Annotated in this window: 2 protein-coding genes; both read right to left on the bottom strand. The window is 63.7% G+C overall.

Annotated features, from left to right (window positions below):
• Positions 1-59: 59 nt before the first annotated feature.
• Positions 60-11822, bottom strand: a complete 11763-nt coding sequence (locus JIO00_RS09480) for a non-ribosomal peptide synthetase (RefSeq protein ID WP_200668031.1) — start codon at positions 11820-11822, stop codon at positions 60-62.
• Positions 11822-22789 carry a non-ribosomal peptide synthetase gene (locus JIO00_RS09475; protein WP_200668029.1) on the bottom strand — a complete coding sequence of 3656 codons (10968 nt, stop codon included), beginning with the start codon at positions 22787-22789 and terminating at the stop codon, positions 11822-11824. The genes JIO00_RS09480 and JIO00_RS09475 overlap by 1 nt, the downstream gene beginning before the upstream one ends.
• Between the last annotated feature and the right edge of the window lie 92 nt (positions 22790-22881).

Below are 22881 nucleotides of genomic sequence, written 5' to 3'. Positions count from 1 at the left end.
CCCGCGAAGGCGTCCTTGAGATCGCGTTCGCGGGCAAGCCTCGCTCCTACGAAAATGAGTTACGCAATGGCCAAACGGCGTTCCAGTAAGTCCTCAAGCTCATCAAGCAACTCATCACCACGCAACAGCTCGTAGTGCCCGCCGGCCAACAGGCGATCAACGCCATGACTGCCGACCTGGCCCTCGAACACCCGACGTTCGTCGTCGCGCCCGGCCACCCACCAACGATGGGCCGAGGCCTTGATCGTCGGCAGTTGCCGATGCGCCAGCGCCAGTTGCTTGAGGCGTGAGCCGGTGGCAAAGATCTGCGTGAGCTCCCCCGCGCCCAATGCGGCTTGTTCATTGGAACCGTGCAAGGCGGCTTCAATCACGGCGGTGGAGCCCTCGCGTTCACTCAAGCCAGCGGCTTTGCGCGCAATCAACGCCTGAGCCTCATCGGCGGGCAAACCGAGCACAAACTTCAGGAAATCACCGAGGTCCTCGCGCCAGTCCCCCGCCTCTGCGGTGCCGGCCACGTAGCTGTCGACCAACCCGGCAAACGCCACGGTTTCACCTTGGCCTTCCAATTCGTGGGCAACCAACTGCGTCAACGCGCCGCCCAACGACCAGCCCATCAAGTAATACGGTCCTTTGGCCTGTTGACTGCGAATCCGCTGCGCATAGGCTTGCGCCATGGCGAGCAGCGATTCGTCCTGCCAGTGCGGGTCAAGCAGCATGCGGCATTGCACGCCGTACACCGTGCGCCGTCCTTCCAGACGCCGCGCCAACGGTTCGTAGTCGAACACCGTGCCGAAACCGGCGTGCAGGCAAAACAGCGCCGGCACATTCGGGATCCGCGCATTCAGCGCCAGCAAAGGGTCCGGCGCAGACGTGGGCTCGGTCACCTGATAACCACTGAGTTCGGCAATGCACGGTTTCTGCATCAGATCCCGCAGCTTCAACTCGAAGCCCAGTTGCGGCTGACTGCGCACCCGCGAGATGACTTTGAGCACCTGCAACGAGTCGCCGCCCAGTTCGAAGAAGTTGTCGTCGATGCCCACTTGCGGCACACCGAGCACCTCTTGCCAGATCGCGGTCAGCGCCTTTTCCAGATCGTTGCGTGGCGCGCGATAACCGCCGAGCGCCCATTCAGGCATTGGCAGTGCGCGACGGTCGAGCTTGCCGTTGGCCGACAGCGGAAAACGTTCCAGCACCAGGATCCGTGGCGGCACCATGTAGTCCGGCAGTTGCGCTTGCAGCTCAGATTTCAAGCGACGATCCAGCCCGACAGCACCGGCCGCCACCACATAACCGACCAATTGCTTGCCGGTCGGCGTGTCGTGTACCACCACGGCGGCATCCTGCACCCCAACACATTCGCGCAGACGCGCTTCGATCTCGCCCGGCTCGATGCGGAAACCACGGATCTTCACTTGCTGGTCAAGACGCCCCAGATAGTCGATCAACCCGCATTCGCGCTGGCGCACCAGGTCGCCGGTGCGGTACATGCGGCCACCGGCCTCGAACGGATCGGGGATGAAACGCTCGGCGCTCATGCCGGGATGCTGGTGGTAACCGCGCGCCAGGCATTCGCCGCCCAGGTACAACTCGCCGCTGACACCGACCGGCAGCGGATTGAGGTCGGCGTCCAGCACATACACACCACGCCCGGCCACGCCACGCCCAATCGGCGCATAGGCCGCGTCGCAGGTTTCGCTGGCCTCGGCACGCCACAACAGCGGCGTGACCACGGTTTCGGTCGGGCCATAACCGTTGACCAGACGCTGCGGACGCAAGGCGCGCTTGACCTGCTCGAAGCTCGCCTCCGGCACCGCATCACCGCCAAAGCAATACACCTCGACCGCCGGTGGATTGCCAAGGCGTTCGGCCACTTCGGCCATCTGTTGCAAGTAGGCCGGCGGGAAGCAGGCGACGGTGACGCCATGACGCTGCATCACTTCGAGGGTTTGCTCCGGGGTCCATAAACTGTCCTCGCGGATCACCAGGCTGCCACCGGCCAACATCACACTCAGCCAACGCTCCTGCGCACCGTCGAAGGCGAACGACATGAAGTGCAGCTCACGGCTGCGCGGTGCCAGTTCGTAGAGCTCGATGATGCCGCGGCAATGCCGGGCAATCGGCCCACGTGCCACCGCCACGCCTTTGGGCTGGCCCGTGGAACCGGAGGTGTAAATCAAATACGCCAAGTGCCCAGGCAACGGCTGGGAAACCGGGCATTCAGCGTGGTCGGTAACGCTCAACTGGTCGAGCAGCAGACGCGGCGGGCTGTCGGCCAGGGTCAGTCGATCCCCCAGATTGCTGTCACAGAGCAACAGGCTGGCCGCCGAATCGCTCAACATATATGCCAGCCGCTCGGCCGGGTACGCGAGGTCCAAAGGCAGATACGCCGCCCCTGCTTTAAGCACCGCGAGGAACGCAACGATGGTGCGCTCGGAACGCGGCAACGCCACCGCCACCAGACTTTCCGGGCCGATGCCGCGACCGATCAGTTGCTGCGCCAACCCATTGGCCTGCGCCTCAAGCTGTGCATAACTGACGTGCCGACCTTCGCAGATCAAGGCGATTTTCTGCGGCTGCGCTTTGACGTGTTGATTAAACGCGTGAAGCAAATCAGCGCTGTCATCTGACACCTGCGGCAGACTCAAACGCGCCTCAGGCAAGCCAATATTGCCAAGCAGACGCGTAGCATCCTCCGGCAACGCACGCAGCAATCCTTCCAACTGCGCACGAATCCGCTCGACTTCCACGTCACTGAAGCGATCACGCAGGAACAGGTACTCAACTTCCAGGCCTTCTTCGTTGGCGCTGACCATCAAGTCCATCGGGAAGTTGGTCACCCCGCCACTGCCGACTTCGGCAAAGCGCAGCTCGCCTTCCTCGCCGCCTTTCAAGGCGCGGTCCACCGGATGGTTTTCGAACACGATGATGCTGTCGAACAAACCCTGGCCACCCTGCCCGGCCCAGCGCTGAATGTCCGACAACGGCGTGTGTTCGTAGTCACGCACCATCAGGTTGTAATCCTGCAAGTCGCGCAGCCACTCGCCCACCGGCTGTTGCGGATCAAGGGTCTGAATCACCGGCAAGGTGTTGATGAACAGACCGAGCATGTCCTGCGCACCGGCCAACCCGGTCGGGCGCCCCGCCACCGTGGCGCCGAACGCGACACTGCGCTGGCCGCTGTGGCGTTGCAGCAGCAACAGCCACGCGCCTTGCACCAGCGTGTTCAGTGTCACGCGTTGACGCTTGGCGAAGCTGTGCAGTTTGCGCGTCGCCTCGGCGTCGAGGTGGCTGTACATCACGCCGTGGCCGGAACCAGCGGCACCGGAAGCTTTGGCCAGAATGGTCGGTTCTTCGAGCAGCGCCAGGCGCTCACGCCAGAAGCCTTCGGCTTGCGCGCCGTCCTGGCGTTGCAGCCAGGCGATGTAGTCGGCGTAGCGCCCGGTCAGGGTCGGCAGGCTGTCGTTGTGGTACAGGCGCAGCATGTCGCCCAACAGACGCGAAGCGCTCCAGCCGTCGAGCAAGAGGTGATGGTAGATCCAGATCATCTGGTAACGGTCATCACCCAGGCGCACCAGGATGAAACGCATCAACGGCGGGCAGCTCAGGTCGAAGCCCTTGGCCTGTTCCGCTGCGGCCAGTTCGCCCAGCGCCTGCTCGGTGTCGGAGCGGTCGCGCCAGTCGAGTTCTTCGATCGGCAACTCGACGTCGGCGAACACCGCTTGCAGCGGATCGGCCAAGCCATCGCGCCAGCGGAACGCGGCGCGCAGCACTTCATGCCGCTCGACCAGCGTCTGCCAGGCCGCGCGGAAACGCGGCACCTGCAAGCCGTCGACCGCCACGCTCAACTGGTTGACGTAGGGGTTGAGCTCCGGTGAATCCAGGCAATGGAACAGCATGCCTTGCTGCATCGGCGACAGCGGATACAAGTCTTGCAGACCTTCACGGGCAGCGATGTCGATGTGCGGCACCAGTGAGAAAGCTTCGACTTTTTGCGCTTCGATCAATGTTGCTTCACGGCTGCTGGCCACGGAGGCCAAAGCACGAATGGTCTGCTGCTCGAACAGCTGCTTCGGACTGAACACCAGCCCACGCTGCCCGGCACGGCTCACCGCTTGCAGCGAAATGATCGAATCACCGCCCAGCTCAAAGAAGTTCTCGGTGACGCCCACCGACTCCAGCCCCAGCAGTTCCTGCCAGATCTCAACCAGCAACACTTCGGCCGGTGTTGCGGCGGCCACGTGATCGTGGTTCTGCCGAGTGGCTTCCGGCGCCGGCAGGCCTTGGCGATCAAGCTTACCGTTCGGCGTCAGCGGCAACGCGGCCAGGCACATCAAGTGTGCCGGCAACATGTGCGCCGGCAATCGGCTGCGCAGATGAGCCGTCAGCGCTTCACGCAGAGCCTGCTCATCGGCAAGCGGATCGCGGGGCACCACGTAACCGACCAACTGGCGGCTCACCGGACCTTCACGGTCGATCACGAACGATTCACGCACGCCTTCGTGTTCCAGCAGGCAGGCTTCGATTTCGCCGAGTTCGATACGGAACCCGCGAATCTTCACTTGCTGGTCGATACGGCCGAGGTATTCAACGACGCCATCGGCGCGGAACCGTGCGAGGTCGCCGCTGCGGTACAAACGCGCACCCGGCACGAATGGATCCGGCACGAAGCGTTCAGCGGTCAGGTCCGGACGTTGATGGTAACCCCGGGCGACGCCCTCGCCGCCCAGGTACAACTCGCCCGCGACGCCAACCGGCAACGGCTGCAAGCCGCCGTCCAGAATGTAGGCGCTGCGGTTGCCCACCGGCCGGCCAATCGGCATGAACGCCGAGTCGAACCCGGTATCCGGGTACGCCAGCCAGATCAGCGGCGTGATCACCGTTTCGGTCGGACCGTAACCGTTGATCAAACGCTTGGGTTGCAGCACTTGCTGGACTTCATCGAACGCGTGCTTGGCCATGCCTTCGCCGCACGGGGTGTAGGAGCGGATCGGCAAATCACGCCCCGCTTCGCCCATGAAGTCGGCGATCTGCGACAGATAGGTCGGGGTAAAACAGGCAATGGTGATGCCGTGTTTTTCGATCTCGGCGCAGGTGCGCTCCACGCTCCACAACTCGTCATCGCGGGGCATGACTGCCGAACCGAACACCAGCGGCGTCAGCCAGCGTTCGTGGGCGCCGTCGAAACTGATCGAGGCGAATTGCAACTCGCGGTCGTCCGGGGTCATGCCGTACAACTCGCCGATCGACAGGCAATGCATGGCCAGCGGACCGTGGGCCACACTGACGCCTTTGGGCCGCCCGGTGGAGCCTGAGGTGTAAATCAGGTACGCGAGGTTTTCGCCGCAGGTCAGGTTGATCGGGTTGGTGTCCGCCATGGACGCCAGCGGCTCGCGGTCGATTTCCAGCACCGGCAGGCCTTCGGGCAACGGCAGTTTTTCCCGCAGCCACGACTGGCTGATCATCAGCGAAATGCCGCTGTCTTCCATCAGATAGCGCAGGCGTTCCGTCGGGTAAGCCGGGTCCAGCGGCACGTAGGCGCCGCCGGCCTTGAGGATCGCCAGCAGGCCGACGATCATTTCCGGTGAGCGCTGCATCGCCAGGCCAACCCGCACTTCCGGACCAATGCCCAGTGCGCGAAGACGATGGGCCAATTGGTTGGCGCGACGGTTGAGCTGATCGAAGCTCAATTGCAGATCGTTGAAGATCAGCGCGGTGGCGGCCGGGCGAATGACCGCTTGGGCCTCGATCAACTGATGCACACAGAGCGGGTTTTGCGCGGCCGTGAATGCCGGGTTCCATTCGACCAACTGTTGCGCGCGTTCCGGCGCGGTCAGCAGGTCCAGTTCACTCAATGCCGCGTTTGGCGCGGCGACCATCGCCGCCAGCAGCGCGGCCAGATGCTCGCTCATCCGAACAATCGCTTCGCCGCTGAAATGGGCGCACTGGTAACTCCAGTTCAGGCTCAACTGGCTTTCGGCGGTGGCCGCCAGGGTCAGCGGGAAGTTAGTGCGTTCATGGTTCTGCGGAACCGAGAAGCTCAAACCGGCCGACGCGCCTTGTTGCAGCGCTTCGGCCACCGGGAAGTTTTCGAACACCAGCAGGCTGTCGAACAGCGGCTCACCGGCACGCCCGGCCCAGCGCTGAATGTCCCCCAATGCGGTGAATTCATGCTCACGCAGTTCGAGGTTTTGTGCCTGCAAACGGGTCAGCCACTGGCCGACGCTTTCCACCGCGTCCGGGCTGCTGATCACCGGCAAGGTGTTAATGAACAGGCCCAGCTGGCTTTCGGCACCCGGCAAATCCACCGGCCGCCCCGCCACAGTCGCGCCGAACGCAACACTGCGCTGGCCGCTGTAGCGTTGCAGCAACAGTGCCCAGGCGCCTTGCACCAAGGTGTTGAGGGTGACTTTTTGCTGACGGGCAAACTCGCTGAAACGCTGGCTGGTGGCGACATCGAAGGTCTGGCGATGGTCGGCAAACTCTACGGCCAACTGATTTTTACCGTCGCCATGGGCCAGGCTCTGCGCCAGTAACGTCGGGTTGTCGAGGGTCGCCAGCTGCTCGCGCCAGAAGACCTCGTCGGCGTGGGCATCCTGACGTTGCAGCCAGCCGATGTAATCGGCGAAACGCCCGGTCGGCGCCTGCACATCCTGCCCGGCATAACGCTGCAAGACTTCGCTCAGCAGCAGCGAATTACTCCAGCCATCCAGCAACAGGTGATGGTGGGTGTAGATCAATTGCTGACGCTCATCGTCCAGCCGCACCAGGGTCAGGCGCATCAATGGCGCCCGGGTCGAATCGAGTTGCAGGCGCTCGTTGTCGATCAGTTCAATCAATGCGTCGGCCTGATCGCTGCGGCCACGCCAGTCGAGACACGTCATCGGCAGTTGCAGATGACGATGGACCACTTGCACCGGCGCTTCGAAACCGTCGGGGAAGTGGAAGCTGCTGCGCAGGATCGGATGGGTGTCGAGCACCGTTTGCCAGGCGCGGCCAAGACGCTCAGCGTCGAGGCCACGGGCTTGGACGCTAAGCTGATTGACGTAGGCGCCAGACGCCGATTCATAGAGGCTGTGAAACAACAGACCGGCCTGCATCGGCGACAGCGGATACAGGTCTTCGATCTGCGCCGGCGGCACCGGCAAGCCATCGAGTTGCGCCTGGGTCAGGCGCGCCAGCGGGAAGTCCGCCGGGGTCACGCCACCCGCACCGTCGCTCAGGCAATGGTCGATCAGCGCCAGCAATTCACGTTGGTAATCGGCTGCCAGCGCTTCGATTTCACGTGTGTCGAAGCATTCGCGGCTGAAGGTCCAGTCGAGTTTCAGTTCGCCGCCATACACCTGGCCGTCCACCGACAGCCAGTTCGGCAACGGTGCGTCCGCCGATTGCGCGGCGCCGCTGGACTCCTTGGCCGGGGTGAACAGGGCGTCTTCGGCGAAGCTCTGGTCGAACTGCCCGAGGTAGTTGAACGTCACGCGTGCTTGCGGCAAACCGGCCAACGCCGCTTGGGTCGAGGCATCGCCCAGGTAGCGCAGCAGGCCGTAGCCCAGGCCTTTTCCGGGGATTTCGCGCAGTTGCTGCTTGATGGCCTTGATCGAGCCCGCCAGGTCGGCGGTCGGCGTCAGGCGCACCGGAAACAGACTGGAGAACCAGCCGACGGTGCGGGTCAGGTCGATGTCGTCGAACAGCTCTTCGCGACCATGGCCTTCGAGTTGAATCAGCGCCGAAGCGTCACCGGTCCAGCGGCTGAGGGTTCGGGCCAGCGCGGTCAGCAGCAGGTCGTTGACCTGTGTGCGGTAAATCGCTGGCGCCTGTTGCAGCAGCCTGGTGGTTTGATCGCGGTCCAGGCCGATGCTCACGCCTTGGCGCAGATGCCCGGCCTGACTGGCTTGGGCATTGGCGGCGGGCAGCGAATCATTGGCGACGCTCAGCTGCGCTTGCCACCAGTCCAGTTCGCTGGCAGCGGCTTCGGAGCGGGCGTAGGCGTCAAGTTTGTCGGCCCAGGCCTGGAAAGCGCTGGTCTTCGGTGGCAGGTCTTGCCCTTGATAAGCCGCTTGCAAATCTTCCAGCAACACCCGCCACGACACCCCGTCCACCGCCAGGTGATGGATCACCAACAGCAACCGCTGCGAACCATCCGCCTGAGCGATCAACGCGATGCGCAGCAGCGGACCGTCTTGCAGACTGAGGCTGCGCTGCGCCTCGTCGCACACCGATTCCAGCGAAGCATCGTTGGCCACGCGGGCGGTCCAGAGCATGTCGATCACATCGCAGCTGTCGGCCCCGACATAACGCGCCGACCATTGGCCATCGACCTGACTGAAGCGCAGACGCAGGGCATCATGCTGCTTGAGCAAACGTTGCAGCGCGGCTTGCAGGCGTGGCAATTCAAGGGTTTCGCGTGGCGTCAGCAGCACCGCCTGGTTCCAGTGCGCGCGTTGCGGGATCGGCTCGTCGAAGAACCAGCGCTGGATCGGCGTGAGGGTTTGCACACCTTCCACCGGCCCTTGCTGCGCCAGCGGGGCGGCCTGTTCCTTGACCACGGCGGCCAGGGCTTGCAAGGTTTGCTGCTGGAACAGGTCGCGGGGTTGCAGGCTCAGGCCGGCGCGGCGCGCACGGCTGACCACCTGGATCGAAATGATCGAGTCGCCGCCCAGTTCAAAGAAATTGTCCTGACGCCCGACCTGCTCCACCCCCAGCACGTCCTGCCAGATCTGCGCCAGCACCTGTTCATGTTCGCTGCGTGGCGCTTCGAAGGCGCGTTGGCTGACCTGTGCGGTCGGCGCGGGCAGGCGTTTGCGCTCGAGTTTGCCGTTGGGGCTCACGGGCATTTGCTCGATCAGCACGGTCTGCGCCGGCACCATGTAATCCGGCAGGCTCGCCAGCAAATGGCTTTTCAGGGTTTCACGCCACGCGCCTTGTTGCTCGGCATCGGCGCTGACCAAGGCTCGGTCCTGCGGCACGATGTACGCGACCAACTGCTTGCCGCCCGGGCCATCGAGGGCCAACACTACGGCTTCCTGCACGTCCGCATGTTCTTGCAGGCGCGCTTCGATTTCGCCGAGTTCGATGCGCAAACCGCGAATCTTCACTTGATGGTCGATACGCCCGCAGTATTCGATGGCGCCGTCCGTGCGATAGCGTGCCAGGTCACCGGTGCGGTACAGACGCTCGCCGCTGCCAAACGGATCGACCACGAAACGCTCGGCGGTCAGCGCGCCACGACGGTGGTAACCGCGCGCCAGGCCGACGCCGCCCAGGTACAACTCGCCCACCGCGCCCAGTGGCAACGGTTGCAGTTCGCTGTCGAGGATGCAGGTGCGCAAGTTGGCAATCGGCCGGCCAATCGGCACGCTGTCACGCCCTTCTTCCACGCAGGTCCAGTGGGTCACGTCGATGGCCGCTTCGGTCGGACCATAGAGGTTGTAGAGATTGGCTTGCGGCAGGCTGCGCAAGGTCTGGCGTTGCAGTTCCATCGGCAGCGCTTCACCGCTGCAAATGATCCGCTGCAACGAGGTGCAGGCCAGCGCTTCGTCGGCAGCGATGAACGCCGAGAGCATCGACGGCACGAAGTGCAGCGTGGTGATCGCCTGCTCGACGATCAACGCGGCCAGGCGTTGCGGATCACGGTGCTCGCCCGGCGCGGCGAGCACCAGGGTGGCGCCCTTCATCAGCGGCCAGAAAAACTCCCACACCGACACGTCGAAACTGAACGGCGTCTTTTGCAGCACGCGGTCGCTCGGCTGCAAGTTGTAGGCTTGCTGCATCCACGCCAGACGGTTATGCAGCGCCACATGGCGGTTACCGGCGCCCTTGGGTTTGCCGGTGGAGCCGGAGGTGTAAATCACATAAGCGAGGTTTTCCGCGACCGCAAGGTTGGGCAGGTCAGTGCCCGGCAAGTCGTTCAGCCAATCGGCGTCGGCGTGCAGGCACAAGGTGCGCACGTTGTCCGGGGTCGGCAGTTGCGCCAGCAGATATTCCTGGGTCAGCAACAACGTAATGCCGCTGTCCTCGATCATGTAGCCGAGGCGATCAACCGGGTATTCCGGGTCCAGCGGCACGTACGCACCGCCCGCCTTGAGAATCGCCAGCAGGCCGACAACCATTTCAAACGAACGGTCGCAGGCAATCCCCACCAGCACGTCCGGGCCGACACCCTGGTCACGCAAGTGGTGGGCCAAACGGTTGGCGCGCCGGTTCAGCTCGGCGTAACTCAGGGACTGGCCCTGGAACACCAGCGCCGTCGCCTCTGGGTGTTCAACTACGCGTTCTTCGAAATGGCGCTGCACGCAGACTTCGCCCGGATAGGCCTGAGCGGTGTCGTTGAGCTCGTCGAGGATGCGCAGACGCTCATCGGCGTCCAGCAACGGCAACTCGGCGAGCGGGCATTGCGGGTTGGCCAGAACACCGGCCAACAAATTGCGCCAGTGCCGCGCGAGGTGCTCGATGCGTTCAGCGTCGAACAGATCAGTGGCGTAAGTCAGGCTGGCGAACAGTTTGTCGCCCTCCTCCTGCGTGTCCAGTTGCAGGTCGAACTGGGTGGTGTGCGCCGTGGCGCTCAATGCCTCGACGCGCAGGCCGGCGAGCAAGCCGCTGACCGCCGCTGGTTTGGCTTGCTGGTGGTTGAACATCACCTGGAACAGCGGGCTGTGGCTGAGGCTGCGTTCACCTTGCAGCGCCTGCACCAGACGCTCGAACGGCAAGTCCTGATAATCCTGGGCGTCCAGCGAGGCGGCGCGGGTCTGGTCGAGCAATTGGCTGAACGGCAGACGTCCGTCCAGTTCCGCACGCATCACCTGGGTGTTGACGAAGAACCCGATCAAGCCACGGGTTTCCGCGCGATTACGGTTGGCAATCGGCACACCGACACGCACGTCGGCCTGGCCGCTGTAGCGATAGAGCAAGGCCTGGAAGCTCGCCAGCAACAGCATGAACGGCGTGACACCGCGCTGTTTGGCCAGGCTCATCAGACCGCTGGCCAACGTGGCATCGAGGGCGAAATCCAGACGCGCACCGCGCTGGCTCGGTTGCGCCGGGCGCGGACGGTCGGTCGGTAATTCGAGCAGCGGTTGTTCGCTGCCCAGGCGGTCGCGCCACCAGTTGAGTTGACGTTCCAGCTCGCCCGCCTCCATCCAGCGTCGTTGCCACATCGCATAGTCTGAATACTGGATCGGCAGTGCCTCCAGCACCGTGTTCTGACCTTGGCAATGCGCGGCGTAGAGCCGGGAAAACTCTTCCACCAGCACGCCCATCGACCAGCCATCGGTGACGATGTGGTGCAAGGTCAGCAACAGCACGTGGTCTTCGGCATCAAGTTGCAACAGGCTGACCCGCAACAGCGGACCGTGTTGCAGATCGAACGGCCGGGCGATGTCCTGTTCGACGCTGTTCATCGCCTGATCGAAGCGCTGATCCTGGGGTTCGCCGCGCAGGTCGATCTGCTCGATGGGCAGCGAGGTGAACTCGGCCAGCGTCTGTACCACTTGCCCGTCATCCTCGACGAACCGGCTGCGCAAACTCTGATGCCGCTCCAGCAGCCCATCGAAACTCTGCTGCAACGCAGCAACGTTCAGCGGCCCGTGCAAACGCAGCGCGGCCGGAATGTTGTATGCCGAACTGTGTGGATCAAGTTGCCAGAGGAACCATTGGCGCTGCTGCGCGTATGACAATTCAAACGTTGCTTGCGGCTCGGCAGCCGGCGGAATCGGCAACTGGCCGAAGCTCACGCCCTGCTCTTGCATGCGTTGCAGAAACTCGCGGCGCTTATCAGCCGGCAGGCCGGCGAAGCGGCTGGCGATACGCTGGGCAGTGGTGTGTTCCATCAGTTGATCTCCATCTCGTCGAGAAACGACTCAAGCGCATCAAGACGTGCATCGTTGTCAGCCGGGGCGTGTTGCCCGGCCATGGCGGCATAAGCCTGAAGGTCGGTGGATTCGAACAGCGCGCGCAGCGGCAGCTCGATGCCCAGTTCCAGTTCCACACGGGCATTGGCCTGGGCCGCGAGCAATGAATGCCCGCCCAATTCAAAGAAGTTGTCGCGTCGGCCTATCTGCGCCACGCCCAGCACGTCGGCCCAGATCGCGGCCAGTTGCTGTTCGAAGTCGCCCTCGGGGGCTTCGAACGGCCGTTGCCATTCCTGGGCATCGGGCACCGGCAGCGCCTTGCGGTCGAGCTTGCCGTTGCCGGTCAATGGCAAGGCATCCAGCAGCAACCAGTGGCTCGGCACCATGTAGTCCGGCAGATCCACCTTGAGCGCGGTGCGCAGGTTGTCGCGCCAGGCGATCGGGTCATGCGGGGTTTGCTCGGCCACGACGTAGGCGCACAGCTGCGGCCCGCCGTCGCCGGCATGCACGCTCAACACCGCTTGGCGCACGCCCGGTTGGGCCAGCAGCGCGGCTTCGATTTCACCCAATTCGATGCGGAAACCGCGAATTTTTACTTGCTGATCGATCCGGCCGAGGTAGTCGATGCTGCCATCGGCACGCTGACGCGCCAGGTCGCCGCTGCGATAAAGACGCTGCGAAGCCTCGAACGGGCTCGGCACAAAACGCTCGGCGGTCAGGCCGAAACGGCCGTGATAACCCCGCGCCAGACCGGCGCCGGCGATGTACAACTCGCCCGCCACACCCACCGGCACCGGTTGCAGCTGACTGTCGAGCAAGTACCAGCGCAGGTCGCGGATCGGCAGGCCAATCGGGCTTTGGGCCTTGCCGTCGAGGTCGGCCAGGCGGATCGCACGGTAGGTCACGTGCACCGTGGTTTCGGTGATGCCGTACATGTTGACCAGGGTTGGCTGTTGGTCGCCGAAGCGTTCGAACCACGGACGCAGGCTCGCGACTTCGAGGGCTTCGCCACCGAAAATCACCTGACGCAACGCCATGCTTCGTGGGCTGGCACAGGCAATCGGCAACAACTGGCGGAACGCGCTCGGCGTCTGGTTCAACACCGTCACGCCCTCATCACAGAGCAAGCGATGGAATTGCTGCGGCTCGCGGCTGATGTCATACGGCACGATCACCAGACGCCCGCCGGTGCACAGCGAACCAAACAGCTCCCACACCGAGAAGTCGAAGGCGTAGGAATGGAACAGCGTCCAGACATCGTCCGGACCGAAGCCAAACTCGCTAGCCGTGGCCGTGAGCAGACGCCCGACGTTGCCATGGCTGAGCAATGCGCCTTTAGGACGACCGGTGGAACCGGAGGTGTAGATCACGTAGGAGAGGTTGTCCGGGGTCGCCAGCGCTGGCAGGTTGGCGTCACTGACCCCATCCAGCTGCAACGATTCCAGGCTCAGCACCTGCACGCCGTCTCGGGCCGGCAGACTGTCGATCAAGTGTTGCTGGGTCAGTAGCAGCGTGATGCCGCTGTCTTCGATCATGTAGCTCAGGCGTTCGGCCGGGTAATGCGGGTCGAGGGGCACGTAGGCGCCGCCGGCCTTGAGAATCGCCAGCAAGCCGATCACCAATGGCACCGCCCGCTCGGCGGCGATGCCTACCCGCACTTCAGGCCCGACGCCCTGCTCGCGCAGTGTGCGCGCCAAGCGGTTGGCCTGGGCGTTGAGTGCGGCGTAGGTCAATTGCTCGCCTTCGTAGACCAGCGCGACGGCATTCGGCCGTTGTGCGGCTTGCGCTTCGAACAACTGATGCAAGGTCGGCGACGTCGGTTGCGCCTGGAATGCGGGGTTCCAGTGCTGCACCAAAGCCTCTTGCTGCGACCCGTCAATCAGGGGCAGTTCGGCGACGCGTTGCTGCGGATCGCTGACCACCGCGCGCAGCAGGTTCAGCCACTGCTCGCCAAGGCGCTGCATCGACGCTTCGTCATACACATCCGTGGCGTAGGTCAGGCTGGCATCCAGTGCTTCGCCCTGCTCCTGAGTATCGAGGACCAGATCGAACTGCGTGGTGTGTTGCTGCCAGTGCAGACGCTCGACGTTCAGGTCGGCAACCGTGCGTTCGACACTCGCGCCCAACGGCTGCTGATGGTTGTAGAGCACCTGGAACAACGGGCTGTGATTGAGGCTGCGGTCCGGTTGCAAGGCGTCGACCAACTGCTCGAACGGCAAGTCCTGATTCGCTTGCGCGCCCAATGCAACCTGTTTGACCTGTTGCAACAAGGTGCTGAACGGCTGCTGCCCATCGATCTCGGCACGCAGCACCTGGGTGTTGATGAAGAAGCCGATCAGGCCTTCGGTTTCGAGACGCGAACGACCGGCGCTCGGCACACCAACGTTGATGCGCGACTGCCCGCTCTTGCGATACAGCAAGGTCTGGAAACTCGCCAGCAACAGCATGAACAATGTCACTTGCTGTTCCTGGGCACGTTGACGTAAACCGGCGAGCAACTCGCGATCCACGTTGAGCATCAGGCTGGCACCGCGCTCGCTGCGGCGGGCCGGACGGGTCAGTTCGCTGGGCAATTCCAGCGGCGCCTGGCTGCCGGCCAGTTGCTCACGCCACCACGTCAGTTGGCGTGCCCCCTCGCCCGCTTCCAGCCAGTCGCGCTGCCAGCGGGCGTAGTCGCTGTAGTTCACCGGCAGGTCAGCCAAACCGGCGACGCGACCGCAGGCGGCCGCCTGATACAAGGAGCTGAACTCATCGACCATGACCTGCATCGACCAGCCGTCGGCAGCGATGTGATGGACGGTGAGGACCAGCACGTGTTCGTCGGTGTTCACTTGCAGCAGCAACATGCGCCATAGCGGACCGTTGCGCAGGTCGAACGGACGGGCGATTTCTTCGGCCACGGCCGTGTCGACCGACACCTGATCGAGTGTGCGTTCCTCCAGTTGCAACGCCAGATTGTCGTGCAGCACCGCACGTGCCTGCAGACCATCTTGTTCGAAGGTCGTGCGCAGGGTCTGGTGACGGTCCTGCAACCGGGCGAAGGCTTCGCGCAGGGCTTCGCGGTTCAGCGGGCCTATGAGGCGCAGTGCGGCAGGAATGTTGTAGGCCGGGCTTTGCGGGTCCAGTTGCCAGAGAATCCATTGGCGCTGTTGGGCAAAAGACAAAACCTGCGGCTGATCGATCACGGCACGTTGTAGCAAAGGTTGACCGCTGATATTTGCCAGCGCGGCACGCCCGGCAAATTCCGCCAGGTTCGCAGCGGAGAACAAGCTGCTCACCGACAGTTCGAGCTGCAACTGCTGCCGCACCCGCGAGATCACCTGAAGCACCAGCAACGAGTGCCCGCCCAGTTCGAAGAAGTTGTCGTTGCGGCCAACTTGCCCGACCTGCAACACGTCCTGCCAGATCAGCGCGAGTTGCGTTTCCAGCCCTTCGACCGGGGCCACGAAGTCACGCTGGGCATCGCCAGCTTCAGCACGCGGCAAGGCCCGGCGATCCAGTTTGCCGTTGTTGTTGAGCGGCAGCTTCGGCAGCAGGACCAAGTGATTCGGCACCATGTATTCCGGCAGCGACTGATGCAGAGCGGCTTTCAGGCCTTCCAGATAATCAACTTCGGACGACAGCGAATCGCCGGCCACGATGTACGCCACCAGTTGCGTGCCGTCCTGGGCGATGACCGCCGCTTCACGCACGTCTTCACGGGCTTGCAGGCAGGCTTCGATCTCGCCCATTTCGATGCGGAAACCGCGGATCTTCACTTGATGGTCGATGCGGCCGACGTATTCCAGCTGCCCTTGAGCGTTGTAGCGCGCCAGATCGCCGCTGCGGTACAGACGCGCGCCCGGTTCACGGGCAAACGGGTCCGGCAGGAAACGTTCAGCGGTCAGCGCCGGACGATTGAAGTAGCTTTGCGCGAGGCAGGCCGGAGCGCCGATGCACAGTTCGCCGACACCGCCGGACGGCAGCAACTGACCCGCCGCATCCAGCACATACAGCGCACGGCCGGCGATGGCACGACCAATCGGAATGCCAAACGCATCGCTGGCATCGTCGAGACGGCACTCATGCACGCTGGACACCACGGTCGCTTCGGTCGGGCCGTAGGTGTTGAGCAGTCGCATGTGGCTCAATCCGGCCTGATGCCACAGGCGCAAACCTTCGACCGACATCGCTTCGCCACCGACGTGGACCTGGCGCAAAGCACCGAGACCGCTGACCACGCCGCTCGCGCATTCGCGAGCGAGCAAGTACCAGTAAGCGGCCGGCAAGTCCGCCACGGTCACGCCGTGCTGGACGATTTCGGCGGCGAGGCGACCGGCGTCCCACACGTCTTCGCCGCGCATGATCAACGCCGCGCCGACGCACAACGCCGGGAAACATTGCTCGACGAAACCGTCGAAGCTGAAGGTCGCGAATTGCAACACCCGGTCCGACGCCGACAGCACCGAATAGTCGGCGGCGCTCTGGCAGAACTCGCGCAACGCGGCATGGGCAATGGCCACGCCTTTGGGTTGGCCGGTGGAGCCGGAGGTATAGATGATGTAGGCCAGATCATCGGCGACCGCGTGGTGGTGCGGATTGCTGTCGGGGTAGTCGGTGCCGTCCTCAAGGCTGAGACGGCGCACGCCCGGCACCTCCTCCAGCAGACCGGATTCGCACAGCAGCACGTCGAGACGGCTGTCATCGATCATGTAGGCCAGACGTTCGTTCGGGTATTTCGGATCGAGCGGCACGTAGGCGGCGCCACTTTTGAGCACCGCCAGCAGGCTGACGATCAGCTGCGGACCACGGTGCAGCGCCAGGCCGACACGCTTGCCCGGACCGGCACCGTTGGCCATCAGACGATGGGCCAGACGGTTGGCCTGGGTGTTCAATTGCGCGTAGCTCAGGGACTGGCCGTCAACCTGCAACGCCAGCGCGTCCGGGGTCGCGGCGGCCTGCGCGGCGATCTGCTCGTGGGCCAGAAGTGTTGTGGACAACTCGATTGTCGGCGGTTGGCTGATCGCGAGCAGCGCGTTTTTGCCGTCGACGTCGAGCAGTTCCAGCGCGCCAAGTGCGGCGTCCGGCTGGGTGACAAGCTGCATCAGCAGGTGCTGCAAATTGGCCGACAACCCGGCAACTTGCGCCGCGCTGAAACGCGCGGCGTCGTAGCTGAAGTCCAGGCTCAGGCCTTCGCCCAGCTCGATGCCCAACGTCAGCGGATAGTGGGTGCGCTCGTGATTGTGCAAATTGCCGAACGACAACCCGGCCGGTGCGCCCTGTTTCAACGCTTCGGCCACCGGGAAGTTTTCGAACACCAACAGGCTGTCGAACAGCGCCGCCCCCTGCTGCCCCGCCCAGCCCTGAATGTCGTAAAGCGGCACGTGCTCGAACTCGCGCATGGCCAGGTTCAGCCCTTGCAGCTCGTCCAGCCATTGGCTGACGGTGCAATCCGGCTTCATCGCACAGACCAGCGGCAACGTATTGATGAACAACCCGAGTTGCGCTTCGATCCCCGGCAACGGCGCCGAACGCCCGGCAACCGTGGCCCCAAACACCACGCAATCCTGGCCGGTGCAACGATGCAGCAACAGGCTCCACGCCCCTTGCAGCACGGTGTTGAGCGTGACTTTCTGCTGGCGGGCGAACTCGATCAGACGCTGGGTGGCGCGGCTATCAAGGGCGACGCGGTATTCCGCGCTGCCCTCGGCGCCCACTGGCGGGCGCAAGGCTTCGGCCAGCAAGGTCGGCGCTTCCAGCGGTGCCAAAACGGCTTTCCAGAACTGCTCGCCTTCGGCAGCCGATTGCTGCTGCAACCAGCCCAGATAATCACGGTATTGCCCGGTCAGTGCCGGCAGCGCCAGGCCGGCGGCGTAATGCTGGATCACTTCGGCGAGCAACTGCGCGTTGCTCCAGCCGTCCATCAAAATGTGGTGGCTGGTGTAGATCAGGTGCCAGTCATTGGCGCCCATGCGCACCAGCTTCAAGCGAAACAGCGGCGCACTGCCCAATTCAAAACCTTGGGCACGTTCGGTGTCGGCCAGCGCATCGGTGTCGGTGGCGTCCAGCACTTCAAGCGGCAACGCGACGTTGCGGACAATCGCCTGATGCGCGGTGTCGAGGCCTTGCCAGTGGAAGCGGCTGCGCAGGATGTCGTGACGCTCCAGCGCGGTTTGCCAGGCCTGAGCGAATCGCTGCGGATCGAGGCCCTGGATGTCCAGACGTAACTGACTGATGTAGGCGCCGACTTGCGGTTCGTACAGCGTGTGGAACAGCATGCCCTGCTGCATTGGCGACAGGGGATACAGGTCTTTAAGGGTCGCGACCGACAATTCGTCGAGTTGCACCTGACTGATGCGTGCCAACGGGAAATCCGACGGCGTGACCTGAGGCACTTCAACGCCGCAGCAGTGTTCGATCAGCGCGTTGAGTTCTTGGGCGTAATCGTCTGCCAGACGCTGGATGGTCGCGGTGTTGAACATCTCGCGACTGAAACCCCAGCTCAGCGCCAACTCGCCACCGTAGACCTGGCCTTCGACCGTCAGCCAGTTGCCCAGCGGTGCCGACGGATCCTGGGCCACGCCGTTGCCTTCGGTGGACGGCACGAACAGCGCGGCGTCGTCGAACTGGCGGTCGAACTGCCCGAGGTAGTTAAAGGTGATGCGCGGTTGCGGCAACGCGGCCAGTTCGGCGCGCATCGCCGGGTCGCCGAGGTAACGCAGCGCGCCGTAGCCAAGCCCTTTGTCCGGCACGGCACGCAGTTGTTCCTTGATGGTCTTGATCGACGCGCCGAGGTCACTCGACGGCATCAGGTTGACCGGGAACAGGCTGGTGAACCAGCCGACGGTGCGGGTCAGATCGATGTCGTCAAACAGGTCTTCACGACCATGGCCTTCGAGCTGAATCAGCGTGCTGCCCTGCCCGCTCCAGCGGCACACCACCCGCGCCAGTGCGGTCAGCAGCAGGTCGTTGACCTGGGTGCGATACGCCGCCGGAGCCTGTTGCAGCAATTTGCGGGTTTGCTCGGCGTCGAGTTTGATTTCGAGTTTGTGCTCGAAGCGGTTTTGCAGCGCGCCGTTCGGACGGTCACACGGCAAATCGGTCGGTGCGTCGCGCAGCTGGGCCTGCCAGTGACCGAGGCTGTTTTCAAACGCTGGCAAATGATCTTGCAGACGGGCGACCCAGCGTTGATAAGTGCTGGTTTTCGCCCTCTTCACGGCGCTGCCGCTGTAGAACTGCTGCACATCTTCCAGCAACACGCGCCAGGAAACACCGTCCACCGCCAGGTGATGGATGACCAGCAGCAAACGCTGAGAACCGTCCGCCATCGCCACCAGCAGCGCCCGGATCAACGGGCCATTTTGCAGATCGAGGCTGCGCTGGGCTTCGTCGCACAGCGCATTGAGTGCTTCGACCGATTGCGCCTGACGCTGCCACAACACTGACTCGGTGGTCGGCGCCGCGTAGACCTGCTGCCAGCCTTCAGCGGTCTGCTCGTAACGCAGGCGCAAGCTGTCGTGATGGGTCAGCAACTGCTCAAGCGCGCGGTCCAGCGCCTCGACGTTCAACGCCTCGCGCGGCACCAGCAACAGCGATTGGTTCCAGTGCTGACGCTCGGGAATTGCTTGCTCGAAGAACCCCTGTTGCACCGGCGCCAGCGCCACCGCGCCAGTCGCCGGACCTTGATCGATCAACGCGTGCTCGCCGCTGCGGGCAGCCTGGGCCAGGCTGCGGACGGTCTGGTGCTGGAACAGGTCCTTGGGGCTCAACACGATCCCGGCCTGGCGCGCACGGCTGACCACTTGCATCGAGACGATGGAGTCGCCGCCCAGTTCGAAGAAGTTGTCTTCAAGGCCGACGTTGTCGATGGCCAGCACGTCCTGCCAGATCGCGGCGAGGGCTTTTTCCATCGTTGTGCGCGGAGCGACGTGCTCGCGCTGTTGCTGCGCGCCGTCAATCGCCGGCAAGGCCTTGCGGTCGAGTTTGCCGTTGGGGGTCAGCGGCAGCTGCGCGAGGAACAGCAGGAACGCCGGGACCATGTAGTCCGGCAGGTGTTGGCGCAATGCCGCTTTCAGGGTTTCACGCAGGGTGGCTTGCGCATCGGCGTCATCGACCAACGCCGGATCGGTCGGCACGATGTAGGCCACCAGTTGCTGCCCGTTGACGCCGTCCTGCGCCAACACAGCCAGTTCACGCACGTCCGCTTGCTGCAACAGCCGTGCTTCGATTTCGCCCAGCTCGATACGGAAGCCACGGACCTTGACCTGATGGTCGATGCGCCCGACGTATTGCAGCGAACCGTCGACCTGATAACGGGTCAAGTCGCCAGTGCGGTACAAGCGCTCGCCGTTGCTGGCGAACGGGTTCGGCACGTATTTTTCGGCAGTCATGCCTGGGCGTGCGAGGTAACCGCGGGTGATGCCGGCGCCCGCCAGGTACAGTTCGGCGGACACGCCTTGGGGCACCGGTTGCAGGTCGGCGTCCAGCAAATAGCTGGCGGTGTGCTTGAGGGGACGGCCGATGTTCGCGCGACCGCCCGCTGCACGGCGGGTCCAGGTCGAATAGGTGGTGTCCTCCGACGGCCCGTACAGATCGTAGACGTGTGCGACGGTCGACTGCTCATACAACGCGTCCACCAGGCTCTGCTTCAGCGGCTCGCCGGCGAGGTTGATGATGCGCACGCTCGGCGGGATCTGTCCGTCGCGCTGCAAGGCGTTGATTGCCGACGGCACGGTGTTGATCAGGCGCACCTGATCCCGGGCCGGCAGTTGCGGCAACTCCAGGGCGTTGCGGGCGATGATCACCGAGCCGCCGTTGGCCAGGGTCACAAACAGCTCCCATACCGACAGGTCGAAGCACACCGAGGTCGAGGCCAGCACGCCCTGGATGTCTTCGCGGCTGTACACCGATTTAGACCAGTCGATCAGCGCCAGCACGTTGCGATGGGCGATGGACACGCCCTTGGGTTTTCCGGTGGAGCCAGAGGTGTAAATCACGTAGGCCAGGTTGTCCGGCGTGACGCGGGTGACCGGCGCGCTGCTCGGGTAAGCGGCCCAGGTCATATCGTCCATCAGCAACACCTGGGTATCGGCGGCCACGGCCAATGTCGCGGCGACCGAATGCTCGGTCAGCAACACCAGGGCGCGACTGTCTTCGAGCATGTAGGCGACGCGTTCGGCCGGGTAATCCGGGTCCAGTGGCACGTAGGCGCCACCGGCCTTGAGGACGGCAAGCAGCGCGACCAGCAAGCTGTCGGAACGCTGCATCGCCACGCCGACCCGGACTTCCGGGCCGACACCCAGTCCGATCAGCCGGTGGGCCAGGCGATTGGCCTGAGCGTCGAGTTCGGCGTAGGTCAGATGCTGGGTGGCGAAGGTCACCGCCAACGCGTCCGGGCTGGCCGCGACTTGCTGGCTGATCAGTTCATGAATGCACAAATCCTGCGCGAAGCTTTCGTCAGCGCGATTCCAGTCATGCACGATGCGCTGATATTCAGTGCTTTCCAGCAGCGGCAGATCGCTGATGCGCTGCTGTGAATCGCTGACGATGCCCTGCAGCAGGTGCGTCCAGTGCTGCGCCATGCGCGCGATGGTCACGGCGTCGAACAGGTCGTTGGCGTAGGTCAGCGCCGCGTGCAGTTTGCCGCCCTTTTCATACGTATCGAGGGTCAGGTCGAACTGCGTGGTGCGCCCTTCCCACTCGATTACGCCCAGCGCCAGGCCGGAGGCGGTGCTGACCGTGGAAATGTCCGCGACCTGCGGCTGGTGGTTGTACATCACTTGGAACAGCGGCGTGTGGCTGAGGCTGCGTTCCAGTTTCAGCGCATCGACCAGGCGCTCGAATGGCAGGTCCTGATGGGCCTGGGCGCCAAGGGCGGTTTCCTTGATGGCGCGCAGCAACTCGTCGACGCGGGTCTGACCATCGAGCTTCGTGCGCAACACCTGGGTGTTGACGAAGAAGCCGATCAGGCCTTCGATCTCGGCGCGGTTACGGTTGGCAATCGGCACGCCGACGCGGATGTCGGTCTGCCCGGTATAGCGATGCAGCAGCGCGTTGAAGGCGCCGAGCAACAGCATGAACAGGGTGACGCTGTGTTTCTGCGCCGTGGCCCGCAGTTGCTCGGCCAGTTGCGGGTCGACCGCAAACTCGTAACGGGTGCCGCGATAGCTCGGCATCGCCGGGCGCGGGTGATCGGTGGGCAGTTCCAGCACCGGGTGCTCATCACCCAGTTGCGCTTGCCAGTAGTCGAGTTGACGCGCCTGTTCGCCCGCCTCGAGCCAGCGGCGTTGCCACAATGCGTAGTCGCTGCACTGGATCGGCAATGGCGCGACTTGCGGTTGCGCGCCCGCCTCAAAGGCGTCGTAGCAGCGGATGAATTCGTCGATCAGCACGTTCATCGACCAGCCATCGGACACGATGTGGTGCAGGGTCAGCAGCAGGACGTGTTCCTGCTCGGCGAGCTTGAGCAAAGTGACGCGCAGCAGCGGGCCGACTGACAGATCAAACGGCAACACCGATTGCTGCTCGGCTGCCTTGGCAACTGCCACTTCGCGCTCCGTGGCTGGCAAGGCGCTGAAATCCACATGATCGATGACCAGCGGCGCGCTGGCCGGCACTTGCAGCAACGTGTCGTCGGCCTGGCGCTGGAACACCGTGCGCAGGGTTTCGTGACGCGCCACCAGGCTGGCGAAGGCTTGCTCCAGCGCCGGCAGACTCAAACGCCCGGTCAGGCGCACCGCACCGGGCAGGTTGTAGGCGCCGCTTTGTGGGTCCAGTTGCCAGAGAAACCACATGCGTTGCTGGGCATACGACAGCGCCTGGCGATCTTCGGCGTCGACGCCGGCTGGAATGGGGAACCGGGCGAAATCAACGCCTTCCTTTTGCAAGGCCGCAAGGAACATCTGGCGCTTTTCCAGGGGCAACCCGATAAACCGGCGAGCAAGTTTCAAGGAGTCTTCAGCATTCATTTCTAAGCATCCGGATCAGTGGCGGGAAGCACAAAGGCACGTCGTCCCTATAAAACGAATGCAGACCGGAAAAATTAGCGAATGAGAACAAG

The sequence above is a fragment of the Pseudomonas sp. SW-3 genome, from assembly GCF_016615645.1.
Lineage (GTDB): Bacteria > Pseudomonadota > Gammaproteobacteria > Pseudomonadales > Pseudomonadaceae > Aquipseudomonas > Aquipseudomonas mandelii.
This window is presented reverse-complemented; position numbering and strand designations above follow the sequence as displayed.

What these genes read in the sequence shown, in the direction of transcription:
- JIO00_RS09480 (WP_200668031.1), bottom strand. Translation starts at nt 11,822, where the DNA reads ATGGAACACACCACTGCCCAGCGTATCGCCAGCCGCTTCGCCGGCCTG.
- JIO00_RS09475 (WP_200668029.1), bottom strand. Translation starts at nt 22,789, where the DNA reads ATGAATGCTGAAGACTCCTTGAAACTTGCTCGCCGGTTTATCGGGTTG.